This is a genomic window from Pirellulales bacterium, from assembly GCA_036499395.1.
In the GTDB taxonomy this organism is placed as follows: Bacteria; Planctomycetota; Planctomycetia; order Pirellulales; family JACPPG01; genus JACPPG01.
In genome coordinates, this window is record DASYDW010000129.1 from 215,698 (window position 1) to 241,526 (window position 25,829).

Sequence of the window (25,829 nt, forward strand, 5' to 3'; positions counted from 1 at the left end):
CGATTTGAAAAAGCATTTATGCGAGACGAATTACTCGCCGTCGGTGACACGCTGTGCGGGATAACCAGCAAATCCACCACGCAGAACCTCGACCCCTTCGGCGTTCACCCAGCGGCAGCGAGCCCGAACTTTTTGCCGCGGCTCTTCGACGGCCGTGATCTCGACCTCGATCGTCACGGTGTCGCCGATATAGACCGGCGCCACAAATTCCAGGTTCATCTCCGTGGCCAGAAATCCCCACAGTCCACCCAGGTGCGTCGCCATGCTGGCTGGCAGCAGCCCGGGCAGAATCCGCCGCTTGAAGCGTGTCGTCGCGGTGAACGTGTCGTCGGTGTGATAGGGATTGATATCCCACGTGGCGCCGATAAACAGCGACATGTCGCCGTCGCTGAAAGTGCGCGTGAACGAGACGCGCTCTCCCACGGCGAACTTTTCCGGGATGCGCGAACGAATGCGCGGCTGAGTCATACGGGCGGTCTCGGGCGGAAGCGGCGATTCTAGTCCGTCGCCAGTAGACCAGCGTCGCGGCCGGTTCGCAAACCGACGCACGGCAGGCGAATCTGCCTCGACCTGTGCGCGCAAAAAAAGGTCATGGTAATTCGATCCGTCGACTTACCATGACCTCTATCCTGAAACGGGGCAGCCCTAGGTGTGTGCCCCGCCCTCCCGGCAATTGTATTAGTAGTATCGGCACCACCGAACGTTCGTCTGGAGCCGATCCTGGCGCGCCGTCTCGCACGTTCAGATGTGTCGATCCGGCAAACTGTATCGCTCGGATTGCGTGGGCCTGGAAAGAAAAACGGGCGCGTCTCGTTTCCGAGTCGCGCCCGACGTGCCAGTGCCCTCCGCTTTTGTTGCCATCCTTCTCCCCGAAGGCAGCATGCGGCCGAGAGGGAACTAGCGTCCGAAGGTTTCAAGGCCGGTCAGCCGGATCATTAGAACGACGGTTCCAAGGCCGGACGTGGCGAATCGTTGAGTGGTCCGTTGTTACGTGGTGTGCCGTCGAGTGGCGCCGCTTCGGTCGGAGGCGCGACTTGCTCACCGTCGGTCGCGCTGGGGTCGATGCCGATCACTTCGTCGGTGACATCGCCCGTGTAACCATCGATGAACTCTTCGCCGTCGCCATCGACGAGGGCCGAGGTTCCCAGCATCGCGCCGTAAGCGCACGGTGCAACCAGCGGACATCCCCAACCCCAGTAGCAGCAACTGGCCAGCGTGCGATTCAACCGGCGTACATAGCGTCGATACGCATGCGGCGTCATGAAGCAGGCCGGATCGTATCCCGGCGGCATAATGGCGCTCTGTCCGGCCGCCGTGGCGTCCAACCCCGTAGCCTGCGCCGCGGCGTAGGCGTTGTAAGCGACCTGTCCATAAAACGGACCGCCGCCTGGTGCATAGCCCGAGAAGCCTTCGTACGGCCCAGGCAAGTATCCGTAGTACCCGTAGTACGGATAGCCACCGTAGCTATAGCCACCAAAGCCGAAGCCGACGGGATTAAAGCTGCTCGGCCCGGCGAACGCGGGCGAGACATAACCGGGACCGTAGGTCACGACGACACGGCGCCTGTGGATCGCGCTCGCCTCGCTGACAAACACCAACCCCAAACCGACGACTAGCGCCAACATCAGACTCCGGCGCACTGCTGGCGAAAAAACGGCTGACATGGTTGCTCCTCCTTCTGCACCCCAACGGCCTCTCGCGGCATGAAACGGGGGACGTGTGGCGCCCGCCGGGCCAAGGGGAGGAAACCTGATCCTCATAGCTCGCGGGTTGATTACCGCGGCGGCCCAATGTGGCGGACGGCACAAGTCACAAGGAAACATGCCCCGCGTTTATCGGTAGAGCAAACGCAACCGTTGTTTTTTCGCCAACCGTTTTAGTCTGCCAATCGCCGAGGCATAGTGCTTATCTTGTTCGGTAGCAGGTGGTTGCTGCTAAGATAGAGGGGCGAATCGGCGTGTTGCCTTTTTGCAACGCCCGCGCAGACTGTAGCGGTTGCATCGCCAATAACGGCCCACTCGCCTCGGATGACATTCGATTCCCCCGCCCCCTGGCTCTACGCGATCTGCTTCACGGTTCCCGCCGTGGTGATCGTTGCAGCGCTCGGCCTGGCTCGCCGGTACGTACGCGGAACGACCCTCCTCGCGCCGTGGTGCTGGGCGCTCTTGGCCCTAGCTGTGCTGGTCGGCGTCGAATTCTTGGCGCTACTCGTTTCCGAAGGCACGCCGCGCTGGCTGGGGGCCGCGCGCTATGTGGCAGCCGTGGCGACGTTCTGCCCTACGATGGCCGTACTCGGGGCCAAGCGCCCACAGGAGCGGGCGTGGCACATCATCGTGCTCGCCCTGTGGTTCGTCCTGGCGCTACCGGCGCTACAAGACGTGATCTACCACTACGGCCGACCGATATCGCTGGACTCGGCCTGGCGAGGATTCGTGGCCCTCTTGATCGCTGTCGGTTGGGTCAACTATCTGCCGACGCGTTACTGGCCCGCCAGTATTCTGTACGGCGCAGCACAGGTCGTCCTGCTGGCCGACTACTTACCGCTGGGTGATAAGCTTGGCATCGACCACACCTGGCGCGTGCCTGTCGCCTTAAGCTTGTTCGCCTTGGCCGCGGCACTCCCCGCGCTAGGATGGCCATCGAGAACCACAGTCGCTGATCCGGCGGAGCGCCTATGGCGCGACTTCCGCGACTGCTACGGAATACTGTGGGCCGTGCGCGTGGACCGCCGCGCGACCGAGACCGTTAACGCAGCGGCGCCTACCGACGGCTCGCGATCCGACCCCGAGGCACTCCGTGCGAACGAGCGCACGCTGATCGCGCACTTGCAACGCTTCGTGTCGCGATCCTGGATCATACAGCGCCTGCCGAGCGCTTTCGTGTCGTTCGATCCGCCAAAGTAGCAGCAGCCAGGCTGCTCGGACGAGCGCCAACTTCGAGCTCAGAAACAAAAAAAGTTGCCCGGGCCGAGATGGCGCCGGGCAACTTCTGATTGATTCGTTTCAGGAGCGAACGCTTACGGATTGGGCGTCGCAACTTCGTTCAGCCCAGTAACAGGCACCATCCCAGGTGTTGCACTGTCGTAGCTGGCCGGACGAACGCCCGAAGCCGTCGCACCGTAACCGCTGGGGACGCTGCCTCCCGGAGACGTCGGCACATAATCCGATGTACCGCCCGGACGGTAGGGAGCGTTGCTGGCCGCCGGAGCGGTCGTCGAAGTCGGCATGGCCGGATAGGCCGAACCCTGATAAGGCGTGCTGGCCGCCGGAGTGGCCGGGCTGTTGGGATAGCTGGCCGGGGCCGCCGGGCTCGAATAGCCGGTGGCGGGAGCACTTGAGGGGCTGTCGTATCGCGAGTAGCGGCTGTCCGCTGTCTGCGCGACCGCTGTTCCAGCACCGTAAGAGCCCGCATCAGCAGCCGGAGCGCTGGCCGGCGGATACGACGGCGTAGCGCCCGTCGGAGGATACGTCGAAGCCGTCTGCGGGTAAGAGGCCGCCGGCGCCGCGGCACCGTAGGCACCCGCCGGAGGCGTCGCACCATAAGGACTGGCAGCCGCCGTCGCACCATAGGGCGATGTGGCACCGCTGGCCCCGTAAGCGCCATTCGCAGCGGGCGCTACCGAGCTACCGTAGGCACCTTCTTGGGCGCCGACCGCTCCGGTACCGGCATAACCGGGCGTTCCGTAGGAACTCGGCAAACCGCCGCCAGCGGGATTACTTCCTGTCGCACCGGCGTAGGCCGGCGGTGCGCCGTAGGCGCTACCCGCGGTGGTTGCCGGGGCGCCCGGATAAGTCGCAGCCGTGGCGGCCGTGGCAGCTTCGGGATAGACACCGCCGGTCGAGGCCGACGTGTTGCCACCCGGGGCGTAGTTATTGCCGACGTTATAAGGTTGCGTCGTCGTGGTCGGCAGTTGAACGTTCGAGGCGGCCTGATTCGAGTAACCGCCCGCCGGCGTTGCACCGCTGGGATAGGCTTGCGAAACGGCGGCTTCCTTCTTGGCCCACGGCCAATGCACACCGCTCTGGCAGCCAACAAGGGCCACAGTCATGAGGGCAACGCAGGTTGCCTGCGCAACAGGAAAGTACATGGCTCGGTTGCCTTGTAGAGAGAAGAAGATGTGGCAGAGAACGGAGCCGGCCGCACGACATCCTTGCCGTGCCCGCGCACCAGGCTCTTCTCTGAAGTTTGACAAGATGGGCAACACAACATGTGTCTAGCGCAAGGCAAGGCACACATGTTTTGTCTAGATGACACTATCGGACAAGGGCAACGATCAACTCCATACAATCGCTTCGCAAGGAACGATTGGCAGAGTGCTCACCTGATGCGCCGGGCGGGGATTATAGAAGGAAGCCGCGCGCCGTCAACAGCAGTATCAGGTCCATCGCAGCGCGCTGCGTTGCTAGCGAGCATCGCAACTACGCTGCTGTTACAAGGGCTTTCCACTGCCAGCATTCACGGGTGTTTGAGCACAGGCTCGACCCGCCTGCGACCCGTTAAAGAAAGCATCCGCAGATTGCGCAGGTTTCACAGATTCGAAGCAGGAAGAAGCAGTGGATGCGCTTGTGCGCCAACGACCTGCTTCGCTCCCTTTTTCAATCTATGTCTATCTGCGCAATCTGCGGATCTCATGAAGAATCGCGCTCGACCCGCGACAACGCTCTACCGCTTAGCAGCGGCGAAGCGCTCAGCGACGGCCGACCAATTGACGACGTTCCAAAATGCGGCGATGTATTCGGGCCGGCGGTTCTGGTACTTCAGGTAGTACGCGTGTTCCCAGACGTCCAGGCCGAGAACCGGCGTGTTGCCGTGCATCAGCGGGCTGTCCTGGTTCGGCGTGCTTTCGACAACTAGCTTGCCGCCCGGGCCGACGCTCAACCAGGCCCAACCACTACCGAAACGCGTGGTGGCTGCTTTGGCGAACGCTTCCTTGAAAGCGTCGAAGCCCCCCAGGTCACTCTTGATCGCGTCGGCCAAGGCGCCGCTCGGCTGACCGCCCGCCTTGGGCCCCATCACGGTCCAGAACAACGAGTGGTTGGCGTGACCGCCGCCATTGTTGCGCACCACGGTGCGAATGTTTTCCGGCACCTTGTCGATGGCCGAGACCAAGGCCTCGATGCTTTGGTTGCCCAGGTCGGTTCCCTGGATGGCGTTGTTCAAATTCGTCACGTACGCCGCGTGATGCTTGTCGTGATGGATCTGCATCGTCTGCGCGTCGATGTGCGGCTCTAAAGCATCGAACGCATAAGGCAGGTCGGGAACGGTATAAGCCATGGTGGTAATCTCCGAATCGGGCAATTCTAGCGCGAAAAATCGTAAGTACGCGCGCAGCATACCCGATCCGTTTCGCAAGGGCAATCAACGGCAGAGCCTGGCGGTGAACAAGCCTGAAAGCGGGCGGAGAACGACACTTGAGCTAGCTAAGACGTAGATAGATCAAGCAAAAAAGAATGAGCCCCGGCCAAAGGAGTACGGCGAACCAAAGGCTCGACTTTGCCTTGCCGAATTGCTTCGCGAGCTCGGCGTACTCGCCACCGCCGTTTGTCGAGGCAAGAACGGGATACTGTTTTCGAAGCCTGTACCACTGTGCCAGTCGGAACAGGAATACAAGGCTACACAGCGGAATTATCAAAACTGCTCCCGACAACCGAGAATCTCGGATGAGGTTCTGCGCTTTTTTGGCGGGGAACTCCGACCGCACGTTCTGGGTTGTAGATTCGGCACTTCGCATCGGCGCCTCCGACCACAGTTTGCAGTAACCGCTCCGAGACAGACCCTTTTACGAATGGGCTCGAAATACAATCACCTTGACACTAGCGCGACCAACGCGGCAGCAACAAACCTTTGGCCCGCGCCAGGACGCTGGCCGCGGTGTCGCCAGGATCGACAGCCATCAAATACGCGCGCAGGCTGATGAGCAGTTGGCGCGCATGCTCGTCGACCAGCTTCTGTCGCCGCTCCCCCACGACTTCTGGTCGGATCGAGACTTTGATCAGCGTCCGCAGGAAGGGGGTTCCTGTCGGGTTCTCCTCGCCCGTCACGCCCTGCCGCTCTTCCTGAAACTCGATCTCCATCTTGAAGCGCGTCGCGCGCTGCGAAAACATCGGCCGCCCTGGCGAGCCGCAGGTCACGGCCAGCACGACGTGCGTTTCTTTCAGCTCGATCACGTTGGCTTGATGATCGGAAATAAAGCCACGCAGCTTTTCGACGCTCACTTCCAACGGCACGTCGCTGACCAGTTGCTTTTCGATCACGGGTTCGCCGGCGGTGAACTTGCAGCGCAGTTTCAGCAGCGGCCGGGCCGCCGTTTCCTGGCCCGAGCCCAACTGCACCACCTTGTTGCGTCCCTGTTCCTTAGCTTGTTGCAAAGCTCGCTTGGCGCGGCAGATCATGGTGTCAGGCGTGTCGCCGGGCTGAATCTCGGTGACGCCATAGCTGGCGGCGACTCGCTTGTTTCCTAAGTCCTCGTGCGGCAGACCGGCGAACGCCATCCGCAACTGCTCGGCGCGACGAGTCACGATCTGCCCGTCGCAATCGGCGAAGAACATGATGAACTCGTCGCCGCCATAGCGCGCCAGGATATCTCCCACCCGGCACGACCCCAACATCAGCGCCGCGTAGGCCCGCAACACTTCGTCGCCGGCGCGATGCCCGAAGTCTTCGTTGATGTGCTTAAAGTGATCGACCCCCGTGATGATCATGCTGCAGCGCCGCTTCTCGCGCGTATGCACTTCGACGGCTGTTTCGACGAGCCGGTCGAACTCGGCCCGATTGGGGAGCCGGGTCAGCGGATCGCGCGTGGCCATATCGCGCAAGTGCGGCGATTGTTCGTGGCCGGCACCCTCCGGAGCGCTGTCGCGCAGGACCACGACCAGCCCCTGCGACGTGCCGTCTTCACTCGTCACTGGGCAGGCGCGGGCGTACACCGTCAATACGTGGCCGTCGCGGCCGCGCACATTCACTTGGCCTGACCAGGTCGTGCCCGTCTTCAGGGCGTAGGCCATCGGGCATTGGTCATCGTGAATGACACAGCCGTGCTCGTCGCGCAGACGTAGCAGGCTGGGCGCCCAGTTGCGCAAATAAACATTTTCGGCCGGCACGCCCGTCAGACGTTCGGCCCCCGCGTTCCACCGAATGATGCGCAGCGCCGCGTCGACGAAGATCACGCCGTCAGGCAGTTCGTCGATCAAGCGCTCCTGGAAAATCGGCACCTGATAAAGTTGCGGCGACGGCGACTCGCGGTCATTTAACCGCCACACGGAATTCACTTCCGAAGGATCGAGTTGTTGCAACCAACGGCGCGGCACAAGCTCCAACAGCTTTGATTCGTCGTGGTCGTGCAATTCGCAGAACGACTTGACCAGCCGTGGATCGAATTGCCGGCCGGCGTGACGATAAAGCTCGTGAAAGGCCTGTTGCCGTGTCAGGGCCGGCCGATAATCGTGGTCCGTGGTCATGGAATCGAAGGCGTCCATGATCGCCACGATGCGCGATCCCAACGGCAACGATTCCCCCAACACGCCCAGCCCCAGACGGCTGCCATCGAACCAAGCCGGCGTGTAGAGCAAGATGTCCTGCAAGGTTTTGGCCGCGCAGCAACTGCGCAGGATTTCGAGCCCCACGAGCCAATGCCCTTCGACCACGGCCATTTCTTGCGGCGCCAGCGGACCGGGTTTGTTCAGGATCTGCTCCGGCACGCCGATCTTGCCGACGTCGTGCAACAGGGCTGCCACCTCGATTTCGTCGCGCCGCTCCGGAGGCAATCCCAACCGATGGACCCAGGCGGAACACCCTAGCGCCACGCGCAGGCAGTGCCGGGCTGTCGGTTCGTGCTTCCACTTCAGCGCGGTGTACAGACTGCTGGCAATGCCTAGCCGTGCCTGTACCAGGGCGTTCTCTTGCGTGGGGGGAAGCTGCAAGGGAGCGCTGCGCGACGCGCGCGGGGCGTCATGCAAGTCCGATAACAATTTCGTCAGTTCGTTGGGTTGCTCGCCGGTACCGAGGACCGGGAATTCGGTCCCACCGACGGCAGGAAAGGATGGGGAGGTAGTCGTAGATGTCATTGTTGCCAATACGCTAGGGCACTAGGAAACCGCCAGGCAGGCCGCGCCCCTGAGGATGTGGATTTGTGCGCCTGCCACTGGAAACCATAGTTCGAAACGCCCACCGTCGTGGCGAAAAAGTACGGCCTGCGCACAGCGTGCTACGGCCACGTGCGCACAAGTCCCGTACAAACGCCGGTTTTCCCGGTTATGCCGCCGCGGATGCGCCGCTTGCGAAAGCCCAGGCGCGGCTTTAACCTGACGCCGACGCCCACGCAGCGCCATGCCATCGCGAGCTTACGAGTGCGGCCGGCTTCTCGGCGCGCTACGCTTCGCGGGCAATTCCCGGAGAAACATCGTGAGATTCGTGACTTTTCAAACCGCGCAAGGCCCGCGTGTCGGCAGCGTACGCGATGGACGATACGTCGATCTGGCCCGCACAGACTCGACCCTGCCTTGGTCGCTTAAGGAATTACTGGCGGGCGGACCCGAAATCATGCGCCGTGCCGCGGCCGCCCATGCCAAGGGTGCCACGATCGATCCCGGCACCGTGCGCGTGCTCGCGCCGATTCCTGAACCGCAAAAAGTCATCTGCGTCGGCCTCAACTATGCGGACCATGCGCGCGAAAGTGGGCTTGAGCCTCCGCCCGAACCCGTGATCTTCAACAAATTCCCCACCGCCGTGGCCGCGCATGGCGACGCGATTCCGCTTCCCGGCGAAAGCCACGAAGTCGATTACGAGGCCGAACTAGTCGTCGTGATCAACCGTCGGGCGCGGCGCATCGCGGTCGAAAACGCCCATGAATACATCGGGGGCTATTGCGTCGGCAACGATGTCTCGGCCCGCGACTGGCAGAGCGGTAAACCTGGCAAACAATGGCTGCTCGGCAAAACGTTCGATAGTTTTGCCCCTTTCGGGCCCGAGTTGGTCACGCCGGACGAAGTGGGCGATCCCGGCCACTTGCGCATTCAATGTCGTGTGAACGGTCAAACGTTACAGGACTCGAACACCGATCAGCTCATCTTTTCGGTGCCGCGACTGATTGCGTACATCTCGCAGGTTTGCACGCTCGCACCGGGCGACGTGATTTTCACCGGCACGCCGCCGGGCGTTGGCTTTGCACGCAAGCCGCCGATCTTCCTTAAGCCTGGCGACAAGGCGGAAGTCGAAATCGAGCGCATCGGGCTGCTGCGAAATTCGTTCGTGGCGGACGCCGGAAACTAAATCGCATTAAGGCGACGGCCGCGGGGTTCGAGGTGCCAAGCCGGCTCAGTGCTCAGCACAAGTCCAGCCCCTGGCTGGTCGCATCCTTGGCCGGCGGCCAATTGAGCAGAGCGTCTTTCCAATTGGCCGCGCTCGGTAGATGCAGCAAGAAGCTGGTCGTGTCCGCGGCGCCATCGGCCGGCGCGGCAAATCGAAACGCCGACCATTGCTGTAGCCAGCGCAAGATGCGTTCGATCCATGGCGGCCTTGCCCTCGCCAATCTCTGGTTCCATTGAAAGGCTTCGATGAATCGCCCCGCGCTGTGCGCAAAGCGGGGTGCCACCGGAGATCGGCAAGCCACCAGGAACAGACTGCTCGGGAAGTCGGGATCTCCTTGCCATCCCAGAATGGCCGCGTCGAGATCGGCCACAAGGCGTTCGAGTCCGACGGGGGTCAGCACGCGCGATAATCCGGCTTGGGGTCGCTCGTTGCCGATGTCGGCCGTTATTAGCACCATGCCCCCTGGCGCGAGCAGCGGAAGCGATATTTGCAGCAGCTCAGCCGTTTCCTCGAAGCGAGTTAGCAAGTCGAGGCACAGCAAGGTCTGCAACGAATCGCATTCGACGGGAAGATTGCCTAGATCCAGTTCCCGCCGCGCGTTGGGCAACGTGGGGACCTGGCAATTCAACACGAGTTCTCCCGCGAACTGCCGGCGCAGCCAGTCGGCCGCCTCGCCCGAGGCACGCTCTCCTGCCAGCAGCGCCACCGGCCCGCCCAGTTCGAGCGTCGTGCTGGCGGAAGTGAGGAATTGCCGTACGAAATCTCGCATCGAGCCTCCTGTCGAAACTTGTGCGGCAGGAAGTTACTCGGATCGTCATTGACCGGTCAATGCGAAAGCTCTCGGGCGCCAGCGGTGATAGCAGTACGTTAGGCGAGCATTACGTCTTACTCGTCCGCGGAATCAAGGCGCGCCTTTGGCGAATGCCGCGAGCCTGGTAAACCCGCGCAGCGCCCCGGGCGGAAAGTAGAGAGCCAGCCGCCCTCCTGCCGAAAGTCTTTGCAGGGCTACCGCTGCTCAGCGACTGCTATCACATCCCGCCTCGATTTCCACGCTGTCTGCCTGCAAGTGCCCTCGGCCGCGCAATACCCAGCGCCCGGCCGCCGCCCGCATCCTGACGTTCTTCTACTGACTACTGATCCCAGGCAACCGTTGGCGAATTTCTCATGGTGCAGTTTTTTCGTTCCCGCCAAGGTGATGATCGTCGTCGTCGCGTAGTGACCGATGAGGGCGTGCCCGCGCCGGCCGCGTCGAGCTCGGCTCGCGCCGGCAGTTCTGCGCGCAGTGGCACGCGGCGCTATCCGGTCGAGGCGCATCGCGATCATCAGCCGCGGTTGATCGACCTGATCCCGCAAAGCCTGACAAAGCTGTTCCTGCTATTCTTCCTCGGTGTCGCCGCGATCGCCGGCATCGAGGCGGTATACGCCACGCGCGTGCTGGAATTCAGCGAAGGGCACCTGCCCACGTTCGACATCACAGCCGAGGGAAGCCTGAACAACTGGTTCACCTCGTTGACGCTCGACCTGGCCTGCGTCGTGGCACTGGTGATTTACTCGCTGCGCAAGCACCGGTTGGATGACTATCACGGTCGCTATCGCGTATGGCTGTGGGCCGCGGCGTGTTGGCTGTTTCTATCAATTGATGAAGCGGCCTGCCTGCATGAGAGCATTCAAGCCCTGTTGCGCGAATTCGCCAAACAGTCGGTTCGCGAAACCGAACTTGTCTGGATCGGTGGCTACCTGCTGTTGGTGGGCGCTGTCGCCCTGCGGCTGGTGTTCGAGATGCGGCAATGCCGCTCCGCGGTCGTCGCTTTTGCCCTGGCCGGAGCCACTTATCTTGCCGCCGTGACGGCACACTTTGCCTGGCTGCCGGAGCAAGTCGCTGAGTTTCGCGTGCTGATCGAAGAAGGGTGCGAGATGGGCGGGAGCCTGTTCCTGCTCCTTTCGATGTGCTTGTACGCCCGCTTTGTCGTGCTCGACGCGAAGGGGCTGATCGCCGCGCAGCCTGAGAAGGAAAAGCAGCCTGCTGCGAAACCACGGCGTGGGCTGTTCGGCCGACAGGCGAAAATCGACGCCGCACACACCTCGGTCCGCCCCGCCTCGAAGCGCAGCGACCTGGACGCCGTCGCCGTTACGGCCAACGACGATGAAGAAGAGGACGACGAAGAAGACGACGAGGACGGTGAAGAGAGCCAAGGCGCACACAAACTCTCGAAAGCCGAGCGCAAGACGCTCCGTCGTCAACAAGAACGGCAGCGCAAGCAGCGCCTAGGGTAGTCGCCCTCCGGCGGCGAATTGAAGTTCACGCCACGATCTATGTTCGCGCGGTGCTCACGGGAGCTCGCTCGATAATTCGGCCGGGTCGTTGAATCCTTGCCACAGCTCGTCGGGCAGCCCGGCGAAGGTTCGTACCAGCCGGGCGCTACGCGGCTCTTCGCCGTTCACGCAACGAATGTAAATCGCTTTCACTTGCGCCGGATGGCGCCGCGCCAGCTCGGCATAAACTTCGGGATCGTGCTCGCCCGAGTCGCCGACGCAGACGAATTGCCTTCGCGGCAGATTCGCGAAGATCTCGGCGATCACGGCCAGCTTCTTCGAGCCGTCCTTGTCGGATTCGAGCGTGCTGGCGTTCTTCCAGCGGAAGTGGCGCATGTGGAACGTGCCGGCCGGAAAGCCGTGGCCGGTCACGAACTCCGATAGCGGCGTGTACAACTGCCAAGGGCTGCGCGATACATAATGAAACGCCGCGCCGGCAGCATGCCAGCGCCGATAAAGCTCGCCCATGCCAGGCACCGATTCAAAGTCGCGAAAGAAGGTTTGCCGCAACAGTGCCGCCCGATCGTGGACGTGCGTCACTTTAATCGTGTCGTCGATGTCCGAAATCACCGATACCCCTTGCTCGCCCAACAGGTGCAACGCCGCGCGAATCCGCCGCGGATCGCCCGACGGCATCATCACGTCCAGCAGCAGCCAACGCTCGTTCGAATTCGACACGCCGTCGTCGACGGCTTGCGCCAGCAACGCCGCCTCGACCGCTTCAGGAGGCAAATGCAAGGCGTCGACGATATGGCCATTCGGCGTCGACGGGGTGAGTTCGAACGAGTCGTTTCCTATTCGGACCGCGACCGCCTTGCGTGGTTGATTATCGACCAGGAAGGCCCACAGCCGTTCGGAGAACAACTCGCCTTCGACACTGGCCCGCTCGATCCCCAGCCAATGGCGCAGCATATTCACGGCCGCCGCCCGGCGCAGCGAGTTCGTCTCGGGCTTGAAAATCCAGCCGTGGAAGGCCAGATGCCAACGCCGCGCCGTGGAGTCGAAGTGGCCGATCGTCGGGAAGAAGATCAGCGAGTCATCGCCGTGAATCTCGATTTTCGATCGTCGCGCCATCGTGCTCAGCATTCCCTGTCATTCGCGCGTTGGTTCAGTTCACGGCATCGCGTCAGGTCCGGGTCTGGATCGAACGAACCTTTACCCCTAACATACGTTCTCGGCATTTTACGTGCTCTGTCGGACGGAGCACGCTCTGCACGATTCGGGCCGTCGGCTTCGCAATAGGACATTTCATGGATCGGGTGCTGACACTGGTTTTAGGCGGCGGGCGCGGCCAGCGGCTGTACCCATTGACCAAGTTTCGCTCGAAGCCGGCCGTGCCGCTGGGGGGCAAATATCGACTCATCGATATTCCGATCTCGAATTGTATCGCCAGCGGGTTGAATCGCATTTACGTACTGACGCAATTCAACTCGGTCAGCCTGCACCGGCATATTCGTCGCACGTACAACTTCGACGTTTTCAGCGGCGGCTTCGTCGAGATTCTCGCTGCCCAGCAGACGCTCGACGGTTCGGATTGGTATCAAGGAACGGCCGACGCGGTGCGCCAGAATTTGCGTTATCTGCAGCAGCCGGGGGTCGACCTGGTGCTGGTGCTGTCGGGCGATCAGCTCTATCGCATGGACTTCGCGGCCATGATCCGTTCGCACCTGGAGTCGCGCGCCGACGTGACGATCGCGGCGCTGCCGGTCGATCGGCAAGCGGCCTCGGGCTTTGGCATTATGCGGATGGACGACTCGGGACGCGTCGTAGGGTTTTTGGAGAAGCCGAAGACGACCGAAGACGTCAACCTGGTGCGGACCGAGCCGGCCTGGATCGACGCGCGCGGCGTGGCCAGCAAGGGGCGCGACTGCCTGGCCAGCATGGGCATCTATTTGTTCAACCGTCGGACGCTAGTCGATCTGCTGACGAAGACCGACTATCACGATTTCGGCAAGGAGATTTTCCCGGCCTCGATTCGCACGCAGAAGGTGCAGATGTACCTCTTCGACGGTTACTGGGAGGACATCGGTACGATCCGTTCGTTCTACCAGGCCAATCTCGAACTGGCCGCGGCGACACCGCCGTTCGATCTGGCTTCGGCCGTGCAGCCGGTCTACACCAGTCCGCGCTTTCTTGCCCCCACGCGCATCGCCGGAGCGACGATCAAGGGGAGCCTGCTGGCCGACGGCTGCGACATCGGCGCCGGCGCGGTAATCGAAAACAGCGTCGTCGGCTTGCGCTGCAAGATCGGCCGCAACGTAACGATTCGCAATGCCGTGATCATGGGGGCCGACTTCTACGAATCGCCCAACGACCTGGCCGCCGACCGAACCGAGGGGCGCACGCCTCTGGGGATCGGCGATGATACCGTGATCGACGGCGCGATTATTGACAAGAACTGTCGCATCGGCGCCGGTGTGCGGATCACGAACGAACGCGGCCTGGACATGACCGACGAAACACCGCAAGGCATGGTCCGCGACGGCATCGTCGTCGTGCCGAAGGACGCCGAACTCGCGAACGGCTGGTCGCTAGGCGGGCGTTAGCGACAGCGCGGAGAGCGCTCGTTGCGCCGCCGCTTCGCCGCTGCGAATGCAGTGCGGCACACCAACTCCGTCATACGCGTTGCCGGCCAACTCCAGTCCTGGCAGGCGCGCCACGTGCTCGTTGATCTCTTTCAGGCGATCGAGATGCCCCAGATGGTACTGCGGCATCGCGCGTTGCCAGCGGACGATGCGGCGCAACCCGGGCGCGCCACGCACGCCGATCAATTCTTGCAATTGCTGGTCAACGATCGCGAACAGTTCGTCATCGCTGGCCGAAACCAGTTCCGGACGCGCCGCGCCGCCGAGAAAGACACGCACGATCGTCGAGCCCGCTGGTGCGCGATTGACGAACTTCATGCTCGTAAAACTGCCGGCCAGGATCGGACGTCGCTCGACATCGGGCACCACAAAGCCAAAGCCATCGAGCGGCCTCGCCAATTGCGATTCCTTGTAAGTCACGACGACCAGTGCCGAGCTGGCATAAGGGATCGCCGTCAGCGCGCCGCTCAAGGCGTCATCAATCGGCTGTACGATTCGCCCGGCCGCATAGGCCGGTAGCGCCAGAATCACCGCGTCGAAATGCTCAGGCTGCGCAGCGCCATCGATCGAAATGTCCCAACCGCCCGTCGGTCGACGCGCCAGTTGCGTGACGGGCGAATTCATTCGCACCGCATCCTTCGGCAAGTGCCCGGCGATCGCCGTGGCCAGAGTCCGCATGCCGTCGCGCGGCGCGACGAACAAGCTATAGCGGGCACCGCCTCCCGCGCCGTCCTGATTCGCGCCTGAGGATTTGCTCCGGCGCACAGCGCGAATCAGCCCGCCATGCTGCCGCTCCATTTCCAGGAAACGAGGCATCGTGGCCGCGAGGCTCAGCTTTTCAGGATCGGCCGTGTAGATGCCAGCGGCCAAAGGTTGCACCAGCCGCTCGAAGGCCTCACGTCCCAGCCGGCGCCGCGCGAACGAAGCCAGGCTTTCGTCCTGCACGTCGCGTCGCGCCGCGACGAAATACTCTCCCAGCACGCGCGCCTTGCCACGCCAACTTAATAGTGGTGACGCGACCAAAGGCCATAGCGCTCGCGGTTCCATCAGCATGAAACCTTCGGGCACGGGGTGCAGCCGCCCGTTGCGCACGACGAGCGCTCGGCGGCGCGACGCGTTGGTTTGCAACAATTGATCTGCGATGCCGACGCGCTGACAAAGGTCCAGGCCCCAAGGGACGTTGGTGATGAAATTGTCGGCTCCGAATTCGAGCAGGAAATCGTCCTGTCGTTCGGTATACAGTACGCCCCCCAACCGATCGCCGGCCTCGTACAGCCGGATTTCGCACGACGGATCGAGTTCGGTCACGCGATGTGCCGCGGCCAGACCGGTGATACCGCCGCCGACAACGGCAATGCGCCGCGGGCCGGAGGTTTGGTCGTGGCCGTTCATGCGCGCTGCCGGGCCCCCAGCTCTTTCACCGCCTCGATCAGATAAATCACGTTCTCGACGGGCGTCTGCTGTAGCACGCCATGCCCCAGGTTGAAAATATGTCCCGGCCGCCCGCCGGCTTGATCGAGTATCTCTTGCGCACGGCGACGAATTTGCCCGTGATCCGACAAGAGCACGAGTGGGTCGAGATTGCCTTGAATGCCTTTGTCTTCGCCGATCGTTCGCCAGGCATCGTCCAGTCGTACGCGCCAATCGACACCAATCACGGCCCCGCCGGCCTCGGACAATAGGGGCAACAGCGCCGGGTTGCCCGTCGCAAAATTAATGACCGGTACCTCGGGCGAAATGCCGTCGATGATCGACTTCGTATACGGCAAAACGTAATGGCGATAATCGTCGGGGCCGAGGCAGCCGACCCAACTATCGAACAGTTGCACGGCCTGCGCGCCCGCGGCGATTTGCGCGTTCAAATATCGCGTCACCGAACGTGCCAACCGCGCCATCAGCGCATCCCAGGCGCCGCTGTCGCGATACATCAAAGTCTTGGTGTGCAGATAGCTCCGGCTCGCTCCCCCTTCAATGGCGTAGCTTGCCAAAGTGAACGGCGCGCCGGCGAAACCGAGCACGGGAATGTTGTCCGGCAAGCCTGCGCGCGTCAGCCGCACGGTGTCCATGACGAAGTGGAGGGCGTCGACGTTCTCCAGCTCGACGACTCGATCCACGTCCGCCATGTCGCGCACAGGATTGTGAATGATCGGCCCTTCGCCCTGCGCAAACTCGAGGTCAAGGCCCATCGGCTCGAGCATCGGCAGCAGGTCGGCGAAAATAATCGCGGCGTCGACGTTCAGTCGTTCGACGGCCGTGAGCATCACCTCGGCGCAAAGCTGCGGATTGCGGCACAGTTCGAGAAACGTCGTCTTCGCGCGTACCTCGCGATATTCAGCCATGTAACGCCCGGCCTGGCGCATCAGCCAGATGGGCGTGCGCTCGACTGGCTCGCGCCGGCAAGCTTTCATAAACAGCGAGTCGTCCCACGGTCCGCGCACAGGCTTCGTGGCTTCGTCGCGCTTTGCGGCGCCATTGCCTAACGAGGCGATATGTTGCTTGCGGTGGCAAAGCCCCGGCCCTCGCTCGGCCGCGGCGACCACGAGTTGCCCCATTTTCGAATGCTCGGGCTCGATGTCGACGAACAACTCGTTGTCGCGCAACATCTCACTCGTGGTCGGGCCGATCGAAGCCACGACCATGCGCGCCATCTGCTGCCGCAACTGGTGCGTCACGTCGAGTTGCTCGGCCATGCGCAGTACGTTCACGACCTGATGCGCCGAGGTGAACATCGCGACATCCCGTTCGCCGGCTGCGATCGCGCGAACATTCGCGGCCAGCGGGGCCGTATCGACGGGAAAATCCCACTCGTAAACTTTGAGCGAACGCACCTGGGCGCCGCGCGCCTCCAGGCCTGCCACCAGGCTGGCATTCGGCAGGCCGTATTCCTGCACGCCCACGGTTTGATTCGCGACCGGTACATGCTGGTCGATCGTCGACAGGATCTCGCGCCAGGTGTTCGGTTCAGGCACGCGCCACGTGGGCGTAATGCCCAACTCCTTCAGTACGGTCACAGGCTTCGGCCCGCGGGCGACCGTCGTGATGTCGGAGAGCGCGGCCAGAAATCGATCGCGCGGCACGCGGCGCTCGATTTGCGCGACCAGGTGTCGCAGACCGACGCCGGTCATCAGGATCACGATGTCGATCTGACCGCTGATCAGATGATAGGCAAAGTCCACGGCCTCGGGATTGTCGGCCAAAGGGACCTCGCGCAGCGATGGGCTGACCGACGGGACGCCCCCCATGCGTTCGATCAGGCGCGACATCTCTTCGGCGCGCCGGCTTTCGAATGCCGCCACACGCAGACCGCCGAAGTTGGGATTGTCGTTCGCCATATCTGAAAATCGAGGTCATCGAGAAAAATCGACGCAGAACCCATGCTAACCGAGGCATCCCAGGGGCAAAAGAGCCCGCCCGGCTCGGTGCGAAACCTCGGCGTCATAGAACGCGCGGGTTAGCTCTGTTACGATTGAAGATCAGTCGTTTTTTGCGAAAAAATCCCGCGGGGTCATCCCGGTATGGCGCAAACCGAAACGTTTTTCGACGAATTGCAGGCTGCCGCCGAGAGTGGCGGCGCCGACGCCGTCTTCCAAAAGCTGGCGACGCGACTACGCGAAGAAGAAAAGTATCACGAACTGTTCGACGCCCGGTTGATGGAATCGCGCCACGCGCTGGGCTTGCCTGTCGCACGTGCCGGCAACTTAGACGATCTACCCGAACCGGCACGGACGCGCATGGAGGATTCCTACCTGGCGGCTTGCCGTGAAGTGGGCGACCTATTTCTCAAGGCTGGCCGCGTACGCGAGGCGTGGATGTATCTGCGCCCCACCGGCGAGCGGCAGGCGATGGCCGATTCGCTCGCCGCGATACCCCGTGACACGGAAAACTACGAAGAAATCATCGAAGTCGCGCTGTACGAAGGAGTCTGCCCGCGGCTCGGATTTCAATACGTGCTGGAGCACTACGGCACCTGCAACGCGATTACCTTGTACGACGGCCAGATGCACGGCCGCCCGAAAGTCGATCGGCAGCAGGTCGCGGGGCTGCTGATTGAACATCTACATGGCGAGCTGTTGCGAAACGTCCAGGCAGACATCGCGCGGCGCGAAGGGAAGGAGCCTGCCGAAACGTCGCTCGCGGCGCTCGTCGCCCGACGGCCGTGGCTGTTCGAGAATGACAACTATCACGTCGACACCACGCACCTGGCCGCGGTCGTACGCTTTGCACTGGCGTGCGATGATCCGCAGGCACTGCGAACCGCGCTCGATTTAACGGCCTACGGTCGACATCTGAGTCCGCAGTACCAATTCGCCGGACAAGAGCCGTTTGCCGAGACCTACCCAGCGCACGCGTTGTTCTTTCAGGGCGTGCTCGGCGAAAACACCGACGCGGCAATTGAGTATTTCGGTCAGCGAGCTCGTCAGGCCGAGGAAGGTGGTCCGGTGGAAGTCTTCGTCGCGCTGCTTGCGCGAGCCGGCCGCGCGGAAGAGGCGTTTCAGGCCGCGGCCGACCTGCTGCGCCCCGACATGCGCACGTCGGGCTTCGCCCCTGGACTGGTCGAGCTTGCCGCGCAAGCCGGCTGCTACGACCGTCTAATGACGGCCAGCCGCGATCGGGATGACGCGCTCGGCTTCGCCGCCGGCCTGGTCGCCCGGAAGAAGTAGGCAGTCGAACGTCGTACTCAGTCGGCAGCGGGCAGTCGGCAGTGAAGAAACACGTTGACGACCGTACGTCGTTCGCAAGTCACTCATCTGCCATTTCAATCATTCGCGTAGTCTTCTCCGTGGCGAGTCCTTCTAGGCGACGAATGAAAACGAAAAAAGCCTGCCCGGGATTGCTCCCGGGCAGGCTTCAGGGTTTACACGTTACCGCCAGTTAGTCGCGAGTTAGTTGCGACGGGCGACGGTGCTGGTCTGCACATAGCGACGCTTGCCGTGTACCGAAGCCGACTGATCGGCAACCGGCGGAGCGGGGGGGACGTCGCTGTTCGACTCGGCAGCAGCGGGGGCACCGCAGCTGCTGCAGCCGCTACCGGCACAGCCGTTACCGCAGCAGCTGTTGCTCTCGCAGCAGCTGTTGCAGCTCGAGCAGCTACCGCACGACTTCTTGCAGTGGAACAGGCCACTTAGCAAGCCGCCGCACTTCTTCTTGCAGCAGCCCGTGTTGCAGCTGTTGCAGCTGTTGCAAGCCGGAGCTTCGCAGCAGGTCGGCTCAGCAGCACAGCACGTGGGGGCAGCTTCGCAGCAAGTCGGCTCGCAGCTCGAGCAGCTCGAGCAGCTGGAGCAGCTCGATTTGCAGCTATGGCAAGCGAACAGGCCCTTGAAACCACCGAACAGACCGCAGTGCTTGTGGCCGCAGCCGCTGTTGCAGCTTCCGCAAGCCGGCGCTTCGCAGCAGGTCGGCTCAGCAGCACAGCACGACGGGGCAGCTTCGCAGCAAGTCGGCTCAGCTGCACAGCAACCAGGATCAGCCGCACAGCAAGTCGGCTCAGCGGCACAGCAAGTCGGTTCGCTGCAGCTGCTGCAGCACGTGTTGCATCCGCCGCAGCCACCCGAGCGGTAGCCGAGCATGCGATCCAGAAGCTCGAAGCCAAAGCTCTGGCTACACAAGCCTACGCTAACGACGAGCGCTCCGAAAATCATGTTCCATTTCATCGACCAACGTCTCCTTTGCAACGAACTGAGGGCGGCATCGCATGCCAAACTGACGAACGCCACGGGCCGTACCGTGCTTGGTTGAGCGGTTGTCGCTCGTTTGCGTGGGTTGGCTCTTCCGTCGGGGGAGAACCAGTATTTCGCGGTGGGTACTTCCGGCGGTCGCGAGTCGGGCAGCTGGGGTCGGAACCCGCAGTTCAAACCATTCATGCATCGAGGCCGTCGAACCATTCCTTGGCTCGATTAATAACTGGCGGCTGCTCAATGCCTCCCTGACTTGCCTTTGGTGGCAGGTGTTCCTCGGTGAGGGACACAAGCGGTATCGGCCTTCCCTGGAAGAAGCCTTGAGCGAGCGGAAGTAATTTTCAGCAAATGGCTTAACGCTCTCAATGCGCAAACATTTCCTCACCGGCAAGGTAGCCAGACCTTGACGGTCATAGTGCCGTCATAATGTGACGTCACGATAGCGCCCGCATCGCCATGTCGTCACCGCATCGATTGGTCGAGCGCGTCCGAAGCTGCTACGCTTGAAGAGGATGACGCTGGCCGTCACGTGGCTGGCCGAGTGCTGAATAAGATCGCGAGGCGCGAAAATGTCACAAACCACGTCGCAACGGTACGCGCTGGCAGATTTGACGCAGATTGCCCCCGTGGATTGTCCCTGCGGACAGGCTCGTCGCGCGTTCGGGGACCTCGATGACTACCCGGCGACCATTCATCGCACAGAAATCTCGCTCGACGCTCGCCGGCACTATCACAAGCAGCATACCGAGACCTACTACTTTCTCAGTTGCGAGGCCGACGCCCAGATCGAGCTCGACGGAGAGTTGATTCCCGTTCACCCGGGCATGAGCATCGTGATCCGGCCAGGCTGCCGCCATAGGGCCGTAGGTCGCATGACGGTTCTGGTCATCTGCATGCCCAAGTTCGATCCAGCGGACGAGTGGTTCGATTGAGGGCCTGGTCTGTGGCCGCCCGTTGGCGATCCGTCCGGCCAGACGCGGCGAAAAGGCTGGTTTTAGCGGGGGATGGCCGTTGCTGGCGTCGCGCCGTGGCGAGGGTTACATTCGTAGGGTACCTGCCGTGCCGCAACGAATGCCGACGAATCCCACGATCCCAGATTCGCGTATAAATTTCTGGCACGCGGCGCGAGCTCCTGGCGAAGATCCAGTCTCGCGCTTGAATCCCGCCCCAATTCCCCCTGGAGAAGACCCGCCATGCGTCAGACAGTCGCTTTACTCGGTGGTGCGTTGGTCGTTGGCTCGTTCGTCGTTTCACTGGCCGGTCAGGCCCAAGGAGCAGAAGCCGTGGCTCCCGCATTGAACTTTCAGATGAAATCGCTCGACGGCAAGCCGGTCGAGCTATCGAAGTATCAAGGCAAAGTCGTGCTAATCGTTAATGTCGCCAGCCGCTGCGGATTGACGCCCCAGTACAAGGGGCTCGAAGCCTTGCACGAGAAGTACGCCGATCAGGGCCTGGCCATCCTGGCATTCCCGGCCAATGAGTTCGGCGCTCAGGAACCTGGCACCGACACCGAGATCTCGGAGTTCTGCACGACCAAGTACGGCGTGAAGTTCGACATGTTCTCGAAGGTGAAGGTGAAGGGCGAAGGCCAATGCCCGCTCTACAAGTTCCTCACCTCGTCCGAAACCGATCCGAAGTTCCCCGGCGATATCAAATGGAACTTCGAAAAGTTCCTGATCGATCGCAACGGCAACATCGTCAATCGCTTCGAGCCGAAGGTGACGCCCGAATCCTCGGACGTCGTACAAGCGATCGAAGCCGCGCTGGCCGCGAAGTAAGGGCCGGCTGCTAGGTATTTGCCGGCCGCGAGGGAAAGCCTCGGCCGCCGAGCGAGGGCCGAGCGTTCGCATTGAACCCCTCTCCCCTGCGGGGAGGAGGGAAGGGTGAGGGGGCAGCGTGCCTGCTGCCTTGATATTCAGAAGTAAAAACGTACAGGGCGGCTCGACCGTGGGTGTTTGGTCGAGTCGCCCTGTTTTTCTCGGTGGGATCTGCGGGCAGGCGTTCGCGCTGGTGGTGAGGGGTAATGGCTACCAGGGGCCGCGAACGTAGTAGACGCCGAACTGGTCCGTGGAGTTGGGCCAAATTGGTGTCGGCAGGAAAGCAGCGCCACCACCCGCGGCACCAGCGCCGGGATAGTTGCGTCCGAACTGATGGCTGATCGGTACGACTTGCGTGTTGGTCACGCCCCAGGCCCACTTCGTTTGCCGGCCGGCGTTCGGCGGGCAAACTAGCGCCACTGGCGTACCCCACGCAACGTCGTAATAGTTGCCGTGCCAATTGCTGAGCGATTGCCGATAGGCATCGTTCGCGGCACAGCACGGATAACAAGGGTGGCGCGCCGGCGGGCAGCAGCCATAGGCGCCGCAACCGTAATTGCCGGTCGTACAACCACTAGGTCCGCAGGCGCGGGGAACACCTTGCGGACAGCAGCCGTTGTAGGATGTCGCACAGCCACCGGCCACGCTGCACTGTCCGTTCTGGCAATTACTGCAGGGTGGTCCGCCGTTGGCGATCGATGCGGGCACGCATGTGCCAACGGCGAGCACAAGCGCGATCAAGGTGTGATTTTGGGTCATGGGTCGAGGGGAATCCTTTCCACGTCTTCCTGCCGAGCGGGGGAACACGAAGACGTCGCCGCGAAACACGCGACCGTTACCACCAACAGACCTTTGTCTTGGTCGCGCCACAGTCGGTTACGTTGTAGCGGCAGTAACAGCGGCAGTGCTTGTAGAGAAACTCATGCGGCATGAGCGGCTGGTAGGTGATGTAGGTGTGGCCCACGAATTCGGGCGTGGGGCGCGGGGATACGTACAACTGCGCAGGCTGACCGCCATAGACGCTCGGCCCACTGTAATAGTTGTAGAACAGGTCGTAGCGCGGCCGCGGAGCAAGCAATCCGTCGGACGCGCGAGCGGGCGCATTGCCAAACGCGGCTATCGACACCAGGGCGGTGGCAATAATCGAAGCAATGCGCGAGGTGGGAACTCGCATGGCAGGCAGGCTCCTTCCTGGGGGTCACAGGTCGGCATCTCGGGCAGGTGACAAGAGGTCGCGTAATTGACCTCCGGCCACGGGCGAGTCGAAGCCGGCGGGAGCGGCAGCGACGATTACGGCCCAACAACAATCTCGGCCACGCGCGCATTTCTGGGTTAGACTTTGTATGCCGGATTTCTCAATCGACGGAAGTCTGCGGCTGGTAAGGAGAAAGCCGCCTGTGAAGCCTTCCGGACAACCGGTATAATCGCTACGGTCACGCGCACCGTCAGGCTCGGTTTTCGGCAAGGACACTCCAGGCCGCACGGTCGCCGTTAGTTGGCCCATCTTCTCATTCGGTTTCCCGCGCAAAGGCGGAGGTTAGCGTTGTCACGCGTAAAGCCCAGGAAGGCCTCTACACATCCCTCCCGCAATGGGGCGTCGGAAGACGTCCCCGCCGAGTCGACGGACGACACGGACGTAGCGGAAATCGAAGAAACCAATGGTCACGCCGAAGTAGCGGAGGAAGCTGAGAAGCCTTCCCGGCCTTCCGGCCGTCGTCGGGCCACGGCCGAGACAATGGCCGCCAGCCAGCGTGACATCTCGGTCAGCGAATTCTTCGCCAAGAACCGGCACCTGCTGGGGTTCGACAACCCGCGCAAGGCTCTGCTGACGACCGTCAAAGAGGCTGTCGACAACTCGCTGGACGCCTGTGAAGAGGCAGGCATCCTGCCCGAGATCTGGGTCCATATCCAGCAGACCGGGCCGTCGCGCTTCAAGGTCGGTGTGCAGGACAACGGGCCGGGAATTCTCAAGGCGCAAATCGCGAACATTTTCGGCAAGCTGCTGTACGGTTCGAAATTTCACCGCCTGCGGATGAGCCGCGGCCAGCAAGGCATCGGCATCAGCGCCGCCGGCATGTACGGCGTGCTGACCACCGGCAAGCCGGTAAAGATCATCTCCAAGGTCTCGGCCAAGAAGCCGGCCCACTACTTCGAAATCCAGATCGATACCAAGAAAAACAAGCCCGAGATCCTCAACGGCAAAGGGGAAGGCGTAGACATCCCGCCGGGCGAGGCCGGTGCCGCAGCGATCGAGAAGCACGGCATCGAATGGGTTCCGCAAGATAGCGGCACGCGCGTCACGATCGAACTTGAAGCCCGTTACACGCGCGGCCGCGGCAGCGTTGATGACTATCTGGAACAGACCGCAATCGCGAACCCGCACGCCACGTTCCACTACATCGATCCCGAAGATCAGCCGCACGATTACCCACGCTCGGCCGACACGCTGCCGATCGAGCCGAAGGAGATCAAGCCTCATCCGTACGGCATCGAGCTAGGCATGCTGCTGACGATGCTCAAGGACGGCAAAGCGCCGACGCTGTCGCAATTCTTGACCGGCAGTTTTTCTCGCGTCAGCTCGCTAGTGGCGCGGAAGATTTGCGAGACGGCCAAGCTTTCCGTTCGTGCCCATCCGCATCGCATTGGCCGGCACGAGGCTGACTCGCTGTTTCAAGCGATCCAGCAGACCAAGATCAGCGCGCCGGCCACGGATTGCCTCTCGCCGATCGGCGAGGAGCGATTACTCCAAGGGCTGCACCACGTCGTGCCCGCCGAGTTCTACGTTGCCGCGACGCGGCCGCCGTCGGTCTACCGCGGCAATCCGTTCCAGATCGAAATTGGCCTGGCCTACGGCGGTAGTTCGATCGCGCAGAAGATTTCGCTCGAAGCGCTGACCGAGCTGTTGGCCGAGAGCGATGCCCGCACTCTGCGGCAGTTTTTGATTAGCACGTTTTCCGGTTTTGGCGCCGACGCGGCTGATCGCACGTTGACCGAGGCCGAACTGGGCACGCGCACCACGCCCGGCAAGCTAAAGGCCAAGGACATCGCCAAGCTGCATGAAACGCTGCGCAGCGTGAACGTCGAAGATGGCCAGACAATGAATGTGTTGCGATACGCCAACCGCGTGCCGTTGCAATTTCAGCCTGCCGCCTGCGCGATCACGCAATCCATTTTGGGAATGAACTGGCGCAGCTACGGGCTGAGCCAGTCGCGCGGCTCGCTGCCGTCCGGCCCAATCACGATTCTCGCTCACATCGCCAGCGTGTGGGTACCGTTTACCAGTGAATCGAAAGAGGCTGTGGCCAGTTACCCGGAAATTCAAAAAGAATTGCGCCTGGGACTGCAGGCCGTGGGGCGCAAGCTGGGTATGTATATGCGCCGTCGCATGCGGGTTAAGCAGGAAGGAGAACGACGCAACATTTTCCTGCGCTACCTGGGCGAGGTCGCTGGCGCGGTTCAAGTGATTAACGGCACCGACCGCGAAGAGCTCTACAACCAGCTAGTCGCCGTGGCGAAGCGCAAGACGGCCGAGGCCGACGTCACGCTCGATGAAAGCGGCAAGCCGGTTGTCGAGGAGGAAGAAGATTTCGGCGACAACGTGCTGATCATCGAACCCGGGACCGTACCCGGAGCAGCCAAAGCGGCGAAGCCCGAGGCAGCAGAGCAAGATGCGGCGGCGACGGAGAAGACAGCCCCGAAGGCGACGAAAAAGCGCAAGGGTGGTTGAGATACTCTCGCCGGCGCCATAAACCACGGGGCGGAACGATGACGATATCGAGCCGTACACCGGAAGGAGAGCCCAACCGTTGTCCGATCTGCGGCAAGGATTGCACCATCGAGCCCTCGTGGCCTTCGGGCGACGCCCCCTGTCCGAGGTGTGGTCATTTGCTGTGGTGGTTTCAGGAGCATTTGTCCGGTCCACTGGCGACCGAGCGGGAAGCAGTCACCGCAGATTTCCGAATCGATGATGGGGGGCGCGACTCACTCGAAATGGTCGAACTTGTGATGGAGCTGGAAGAGGAGTTCGACATTAACATTGCGGAAGAAGACGCGCAAAACATTCAAACAATTGGCGACGCCATTCGTTATATCGAATCGCGCAGAAACAAAGACAGCTAAGCACTAACGGACTG

21 protein-coding genes are annotated in these 25,829 nt (G+C 62.1%); 10 read left to right on the forward strand and 11 right to left on the reverse strand.

From position 1 onward, the window contains the following. Positions 1-30: 30 nt before the first annotated feature. Together VGN12_26325 and VGN12_26330 are read right to left on the reverse strand one after the other, a co-directional pair. Positions 31-468 (reverse strand): MaoC family dehydratase, encoded by a 438-nt coding sequence (locus VGN12_26325; protein ID HEY4312996.1) that lies wholly within the window; start codon positions 466-468, stop codon positions 31-33. A gap of 467 nt (positions 469-935) precedes the next feature. Beyond that, on the reverse strand, positions 936-1,664 hold the full coding sequence (locus tag VGN12_26330) for a hypothetical protein (protein ID HEY4312997.1): 729 nt from the start codon (positions 1,662-1,664) through the stop codon (positions 936-938). A 363-nt stretch (positions 1,665-2,027) separates the two neighbouring features. Here VGN12_26330 and VGN12_26335 point away from each other — a divergent pair, with 363 nt between their 5' ends. Next, complete coding sequence (locus VGN12_26335; GenBank protein ID HEY4312998.1) at positions 2,028-2,903, forward strand: hypothetical protein; 876 nt, start codon at positions 2,028-2,030, stop codon at positions 2,901-2,903. 113 nt (positions 2,904-3,016) lie between these two features. On the opposite strand, the gene VGN12_26340 is transcribed toward VGN12_26335, so the two are convergent. The 3 genes from VGN12_26340 to VGN12_26350 form a co-directional block, all read right to left on the reverse strand. Beyond that, positions 3,017-4,087, reverse strand: coding sequence for a hypothetical protein (locus VGN12_26340; GenBank protein ID HEY4312999.1), 1,071 nt, complete (start codon positions 4,085-4,087; stop codon positions 3,017-3,019). 575 nt (positions 4,088-4,662) lie between these two features. Then, on the reverse strand, positions 4,663-5,274 hold the full coding sequence (locus VGN12_26345) for a superoxide dismutase (GenBank protein ID HEY4313000.1): 612 nt from the start codon (positions 5,272-5,274) through the stop codon (positions 4,663-4,665). 539 nt (positions 5,275-5,813) lie between these two features. Beyond that, positions 5,814-8,063, reverse strand: coding sequence for a diguanylate cyclase (locus tag VGN12_26350; GenBank protein ID HEY4313001.1), 2,250 nt, complete (start codon positions 8,061-8,063; stop codon positions 5,814-5,816). A 337-nt stretch (positions 8,064-8,400) separates the two neighbouring features. Here VGN12_26350 and VGN12_26355 point away from each other — a divergent pair, with 337 nt between their 5' ends. Further along, positions 8,401-9,267, forward strand: coding sequence for a fumarylacetoacetate hydrolase family protein (locus tag VGN12_26355; protein ID HEY4313002.1), 867 nt, complete (start codon positions 8,401-8,403; stop codon positions 9,265-9,267). Positions 9,268-9,319: 52 nt separating this feature from the next. On the opposite strand, the gene VGN12_26360 is transcribed toward VGN12_26355, so the two are convergent. Then, on the reverse strand, positions 9,320-10,075 hold the full coding sequence (locus VGN12_26360) for a hypothetical protein (protein HEY4313003.1): 756 nt from the start codon (positions 10,073-10,075) through the stop codon (positions 9,320-9,322). 395 nt (positions 10,076-10,470) lie between these two features. Here VGN12_26360 and VGN12_26365 point away from each other — a divergent pair, with 395 nt between their 5' ends. Next, complete coding sequence (locus VGN12_26365) at positions 10,471-11,580, forward strand: hypothetical protein (GenBank protein ID HEY4313004.1); 1,110 nt, start codon at positions 10,471-10,473, stop codon at positions 11,578-11,580. A 54-nt stretch (positions 11,581-11,634) separates the two neighbouring features. On the opposite strand, the gene VGN12_26370 is transcribed toward VGN12_26365, so the two are convergent. Next, on the reverse strand, positions 11,635-12,693 hold the full coding sequence (locus tag VGN12_26370; protein ID HEY4313005.1) for a phosphatase domain-containing protein: 1,059 nt from the start codon (positions 12,691-12,693) through the stop codon (positions 11,635-11,637). Between the two features lie 176 nt (positions 12,694-12,869). Between VGN12_26370 and VGN12_26375 the strand changes: the two genes are divergently transcribed. Next, positions 12,870-14,165 carry a glucose-1-phosphate adenylyltransferase gene (locus tag VGN12_26375; GenBank protein HEY4313006.1) on the forward strand — a complete coding sequence of 432 codons (1,296 nt, stop codon included), beginning with the start codon at positions 12,870-12,872 and terminating at the stop codon, positions 14,163-14,165. On the opposite strand, the gene hemG is transcribed toward VGN12_26375, so the two are convergent. Beyond that, entirely contained in the window at positions 14,151-15,596 is a 1,446-nt protein-coding gene (gene hemG / locus VGN12_26380) for a protoporphyrinogen oxidase (GenBank protein ID HEY4313007.1), read from the reverse strand. The two genes, VGN12_26375 and hemG, sit on opposite strands and share 15 nt — an antisense overlap. Then, positions 15,593-17,536 (reverse strand): uroporphyrinogen decarboxylase, encoded by a 1,944-nt coding sequence (gene hemE, locus VGN12_26385; protein HEY4313008.1) that lies wholly within the window; start codon positions 17,534-17,536, stop codon positions 15,593-15,595. The genes hemG and hemE overlap by 4 nt, the downstream gene beginning before the upstream one ends. A 183-nt stretch (positions 17,537-17,719) precedes the next feature. Between hemE and VGN12_26390 the strand changes: the two genes are divergently transcribed. The 4 genes from VGN12_26390 to VGN12_26405 all read left to right on the forward strand — a co-directional run bounded on the left by VGN12_26390 (position 17,720) and on the right by VGN12_26405 (position 21,657). Beyond that, positions 17,720-18,865 (forward strand): hypothetical protein, encoded by a 1,146-nt coding sequence (locus tag VGN12_26390; GenBank protein ID HEY4313009.1) that lies wholly within the window; start codon positions 17,720-17,722, stop codon positions 18,863-18,865. A gap of 394 nt (positions 18,866-19,259) precedes the next feature. After that, positions 19,260-19,763 carry a hypothetical protein gene (locus VGN12_26395; protein ID HEY4313010.1) on the forward strand — a complete coding sequence of 168 codons (504 nt, stop codon included), beginning with the start codon at positions 19,260-19,262 and terminating at the stop codon, positions 19,761-19,763. Positions 19,764-20,448: 685 nt separating this feature from the next. After that, positions 20,449-20,811, forward strand: coding sequence for a cupin domain-containing protein (locus VGN12_26400; protein HEY4313011.1), 363 nt, complete (start codon positions 20,449-20,451; stop codon positions 20,809-20,811). A gap of 261 nt (positions 20,812-21,072) precedes the next feature. Then, the gene (locus VGN12_26405) at positions 21,073-21,657 is read left to right on the forward strand and encodes a glutathione peroxidase (protein HEY4313012.1); all 585 of its coding nucleotides are present in this window, start codon (positions 21,073-21,075) and stop codon (positions 21,655-21,657) included. Between the two features lie 249 nt (positions 21,658-21,906). Here VGN12_26405 and VGN12_26410 read toward each other — a convergent pair whose 3' ends face one another. Together VGN12_26410 and VGN12_26415 are read right to left on the reverse strand one after the other, a co-directional pair. Then, positions 21,907-22,455: a hypothetical protein gene (locus tag VGN12_26410; GenBank protein ID HEY4313013.1), complete on the reverse strand. Its 549-nt coding sequence runs from the start codon at positions 22,453-22,455 to the stop codon at positions 21,907-21,909. A gap of 76 nt (positions 22,456-22,531) precedes the next feature. Further along, positions 22,532-22,870 carry a hypothetical protein gene (locus VGN12_26415; protein ID HEY4313014.1) on the reverse strand — a complete coding sequence of 113 codons (339 nt, stop codon included), beginning with the start codon at positions 22,868-22,870 and terminating at the stop codon, positions 22,532-22,534. 369 nt (positions 22,871-23,239) lie between these two features. On the opposite strand from VGN12_26415, the gene VGN12_26420 reads away from it, so the two are divergent. Beyond that, the gene (locus tag VGN12_26420) at positions 23,240-25,423 is read left to right on the forward strand and encodes a DNA topoisomerase VI subunit B (protein ID HEY4313015.1); all 2,184 of its coding nucleotides are present in this window, start codon (positions 23,240-23,242) and stop codon (positions 25,421-25,423) included. 38 nt (positions 25,424-25,461) lie between these two features. Further along, positions 25,462-25,815 (forward strand): phosphopantetheine-binding protein, encoded by a 354-nt coding sequence (locus tag VGN12_26425; GenBank protein HEY4313016.1) that lies wholly within the window; start codon positions 25,462-25,464, stop codon positions 25,813-25,815. The last annotated feature ends 14 nt before the right edge of the window (positions 25,816-25,829 follow it).

What these genes read in the sequence shown, in the direction of transcription:
- VGN12_26325 (HEY4312996.1), bottom strand. Translation starts at nt 468, where the DNA reads ATGACTCAGCCGCGCATTCGTTCGCGCATCCCGGAAAAGTTCGCCGTG.
- VGN12_26330 (HEY4312997.1), bottom strand. Translation starts at nt 1,664, where the DNA reads ATGTCAGCCGTTTTTTCGCCAGCAGTGCGCCGGAGTCTGATGTTGGCG.
- VGN12_26335 (HEY4312998.1), top strand. Translation starts at nt 2,028, where the DNA reads ATGACATTCGATTCCCCCGCCCCCTGGCTCTACGCGATCTGCTTCACG.
- VGN12_26340 (HEY4312999.1), bottom strand. Translation starts at nt 4,087, where the DNA reads ATGTACTTTCCTGTTGCGCAGGCAACCTGCGTTGCCCTCATGACTGTG.
- VGN12_26345 (HEY4313000.1), bottom strand. Translation starts at nt 5,274, where the DNA reads ATGGCTTATACCGTTCCCGACCTGCCTTATGCGTTCGATGCTTTAGAG.
- VGN12_26350 (HEY4313001.1), bottom strand. Translation starts at nt 8,063, where the DNA reads ATGACATCTACGACTACCTCCCCATCCTTTCCTGCCGTCGGTGGGACC.
- VGN12_26360 (HEY4313003.1), bottom strand. Translation starts at nt 10,075, where the DNA reads ATGCGAGATTTCGTACGGCAATTCCTCACTTCCGCCAGCACGACGCTC.
- VGN12_26365 (HEY4313004.1), top strand. Translation starts at nt 10,471, where the DNA reads ATGGTGCAGTTTTTTCGTTCCCGCCAAGGTGATGATCGTCGTCGTCGC.
- VGN12_26370 (HEY4313005.1), bottom strand. Translation starts at nt 12,693, where the DNA reads ATGGCGCGACGATCGAAAATCGAGATTCACGGCGATGACTCGCTGATC.
- VGN12_26375 (HEY4313006.1), top strand. Translation starts at nt 12,870, where the DNA reads ATGGATCGGGTGCTGACACTGGTTTTAGGCGGCGGGCGCGGCCAGCGG.
- hemG (HEY4313007.1), bottom strand. Translation starts at nt 15,596, where the DNA reads ATGAACGGCCACGACCAAACCTCCGGCCCGCGGCGCATTGCCGTTGTC.
- hemE (HEY4313008.1), bottom strand. Translation starts at nt 17,536, where the DNA reads ATGGCGAACGACAATCCCAACTTCGGCGGTCTGCGTGTGGCGGCATTC.
- VGN12_26390 (HEY4313009.1), top strand. Translation starts at nt 17,720, where the DNA reads ATGGCGCAAACCGAAACGTTTTTCGACGAATTGCAGGCTGCCGCCGAG.
- VGN12_26400 (HEY4313011.1), top strand. Translation starts at nt 20,449, where the DNA reads ATGTCACAAACCACGTCGCAACGGTACGCGCTGGCAGATTTGACGCAG.
- VGN12_26405 (HEY4313012.1), top strand. Translation starts at nt 21,073, where the DNA reads ATGCGTCAGACAGTCGCTTTACTCGGTGGTGCGTTGGTCGTTGGCTCG.
- VGN12_26410 (HEY4313013.1), bottom strand. Translation starts at nt 22,455, where the DNA reads ATGACCCAAAATCACACCTTGATCGCGCTTGTGCTCGCCGTTGGCACA.
- VGN12_26415 (HEY4313014.1), bottom strand. Translation starts at nt 22,870, where the DNA reads ATGCGAGTTCCCACCTCGCGCATTGCTTCGATTATTGCCACCGCCCTG.
- VGN12_26425 (HEY4313016.1), top strand. Translation starts at nt 25,462, where the DNA reads ATGACGATATCGAGCCGTACACCGGAAGGAGAGCCCAACCGTTGTCCG.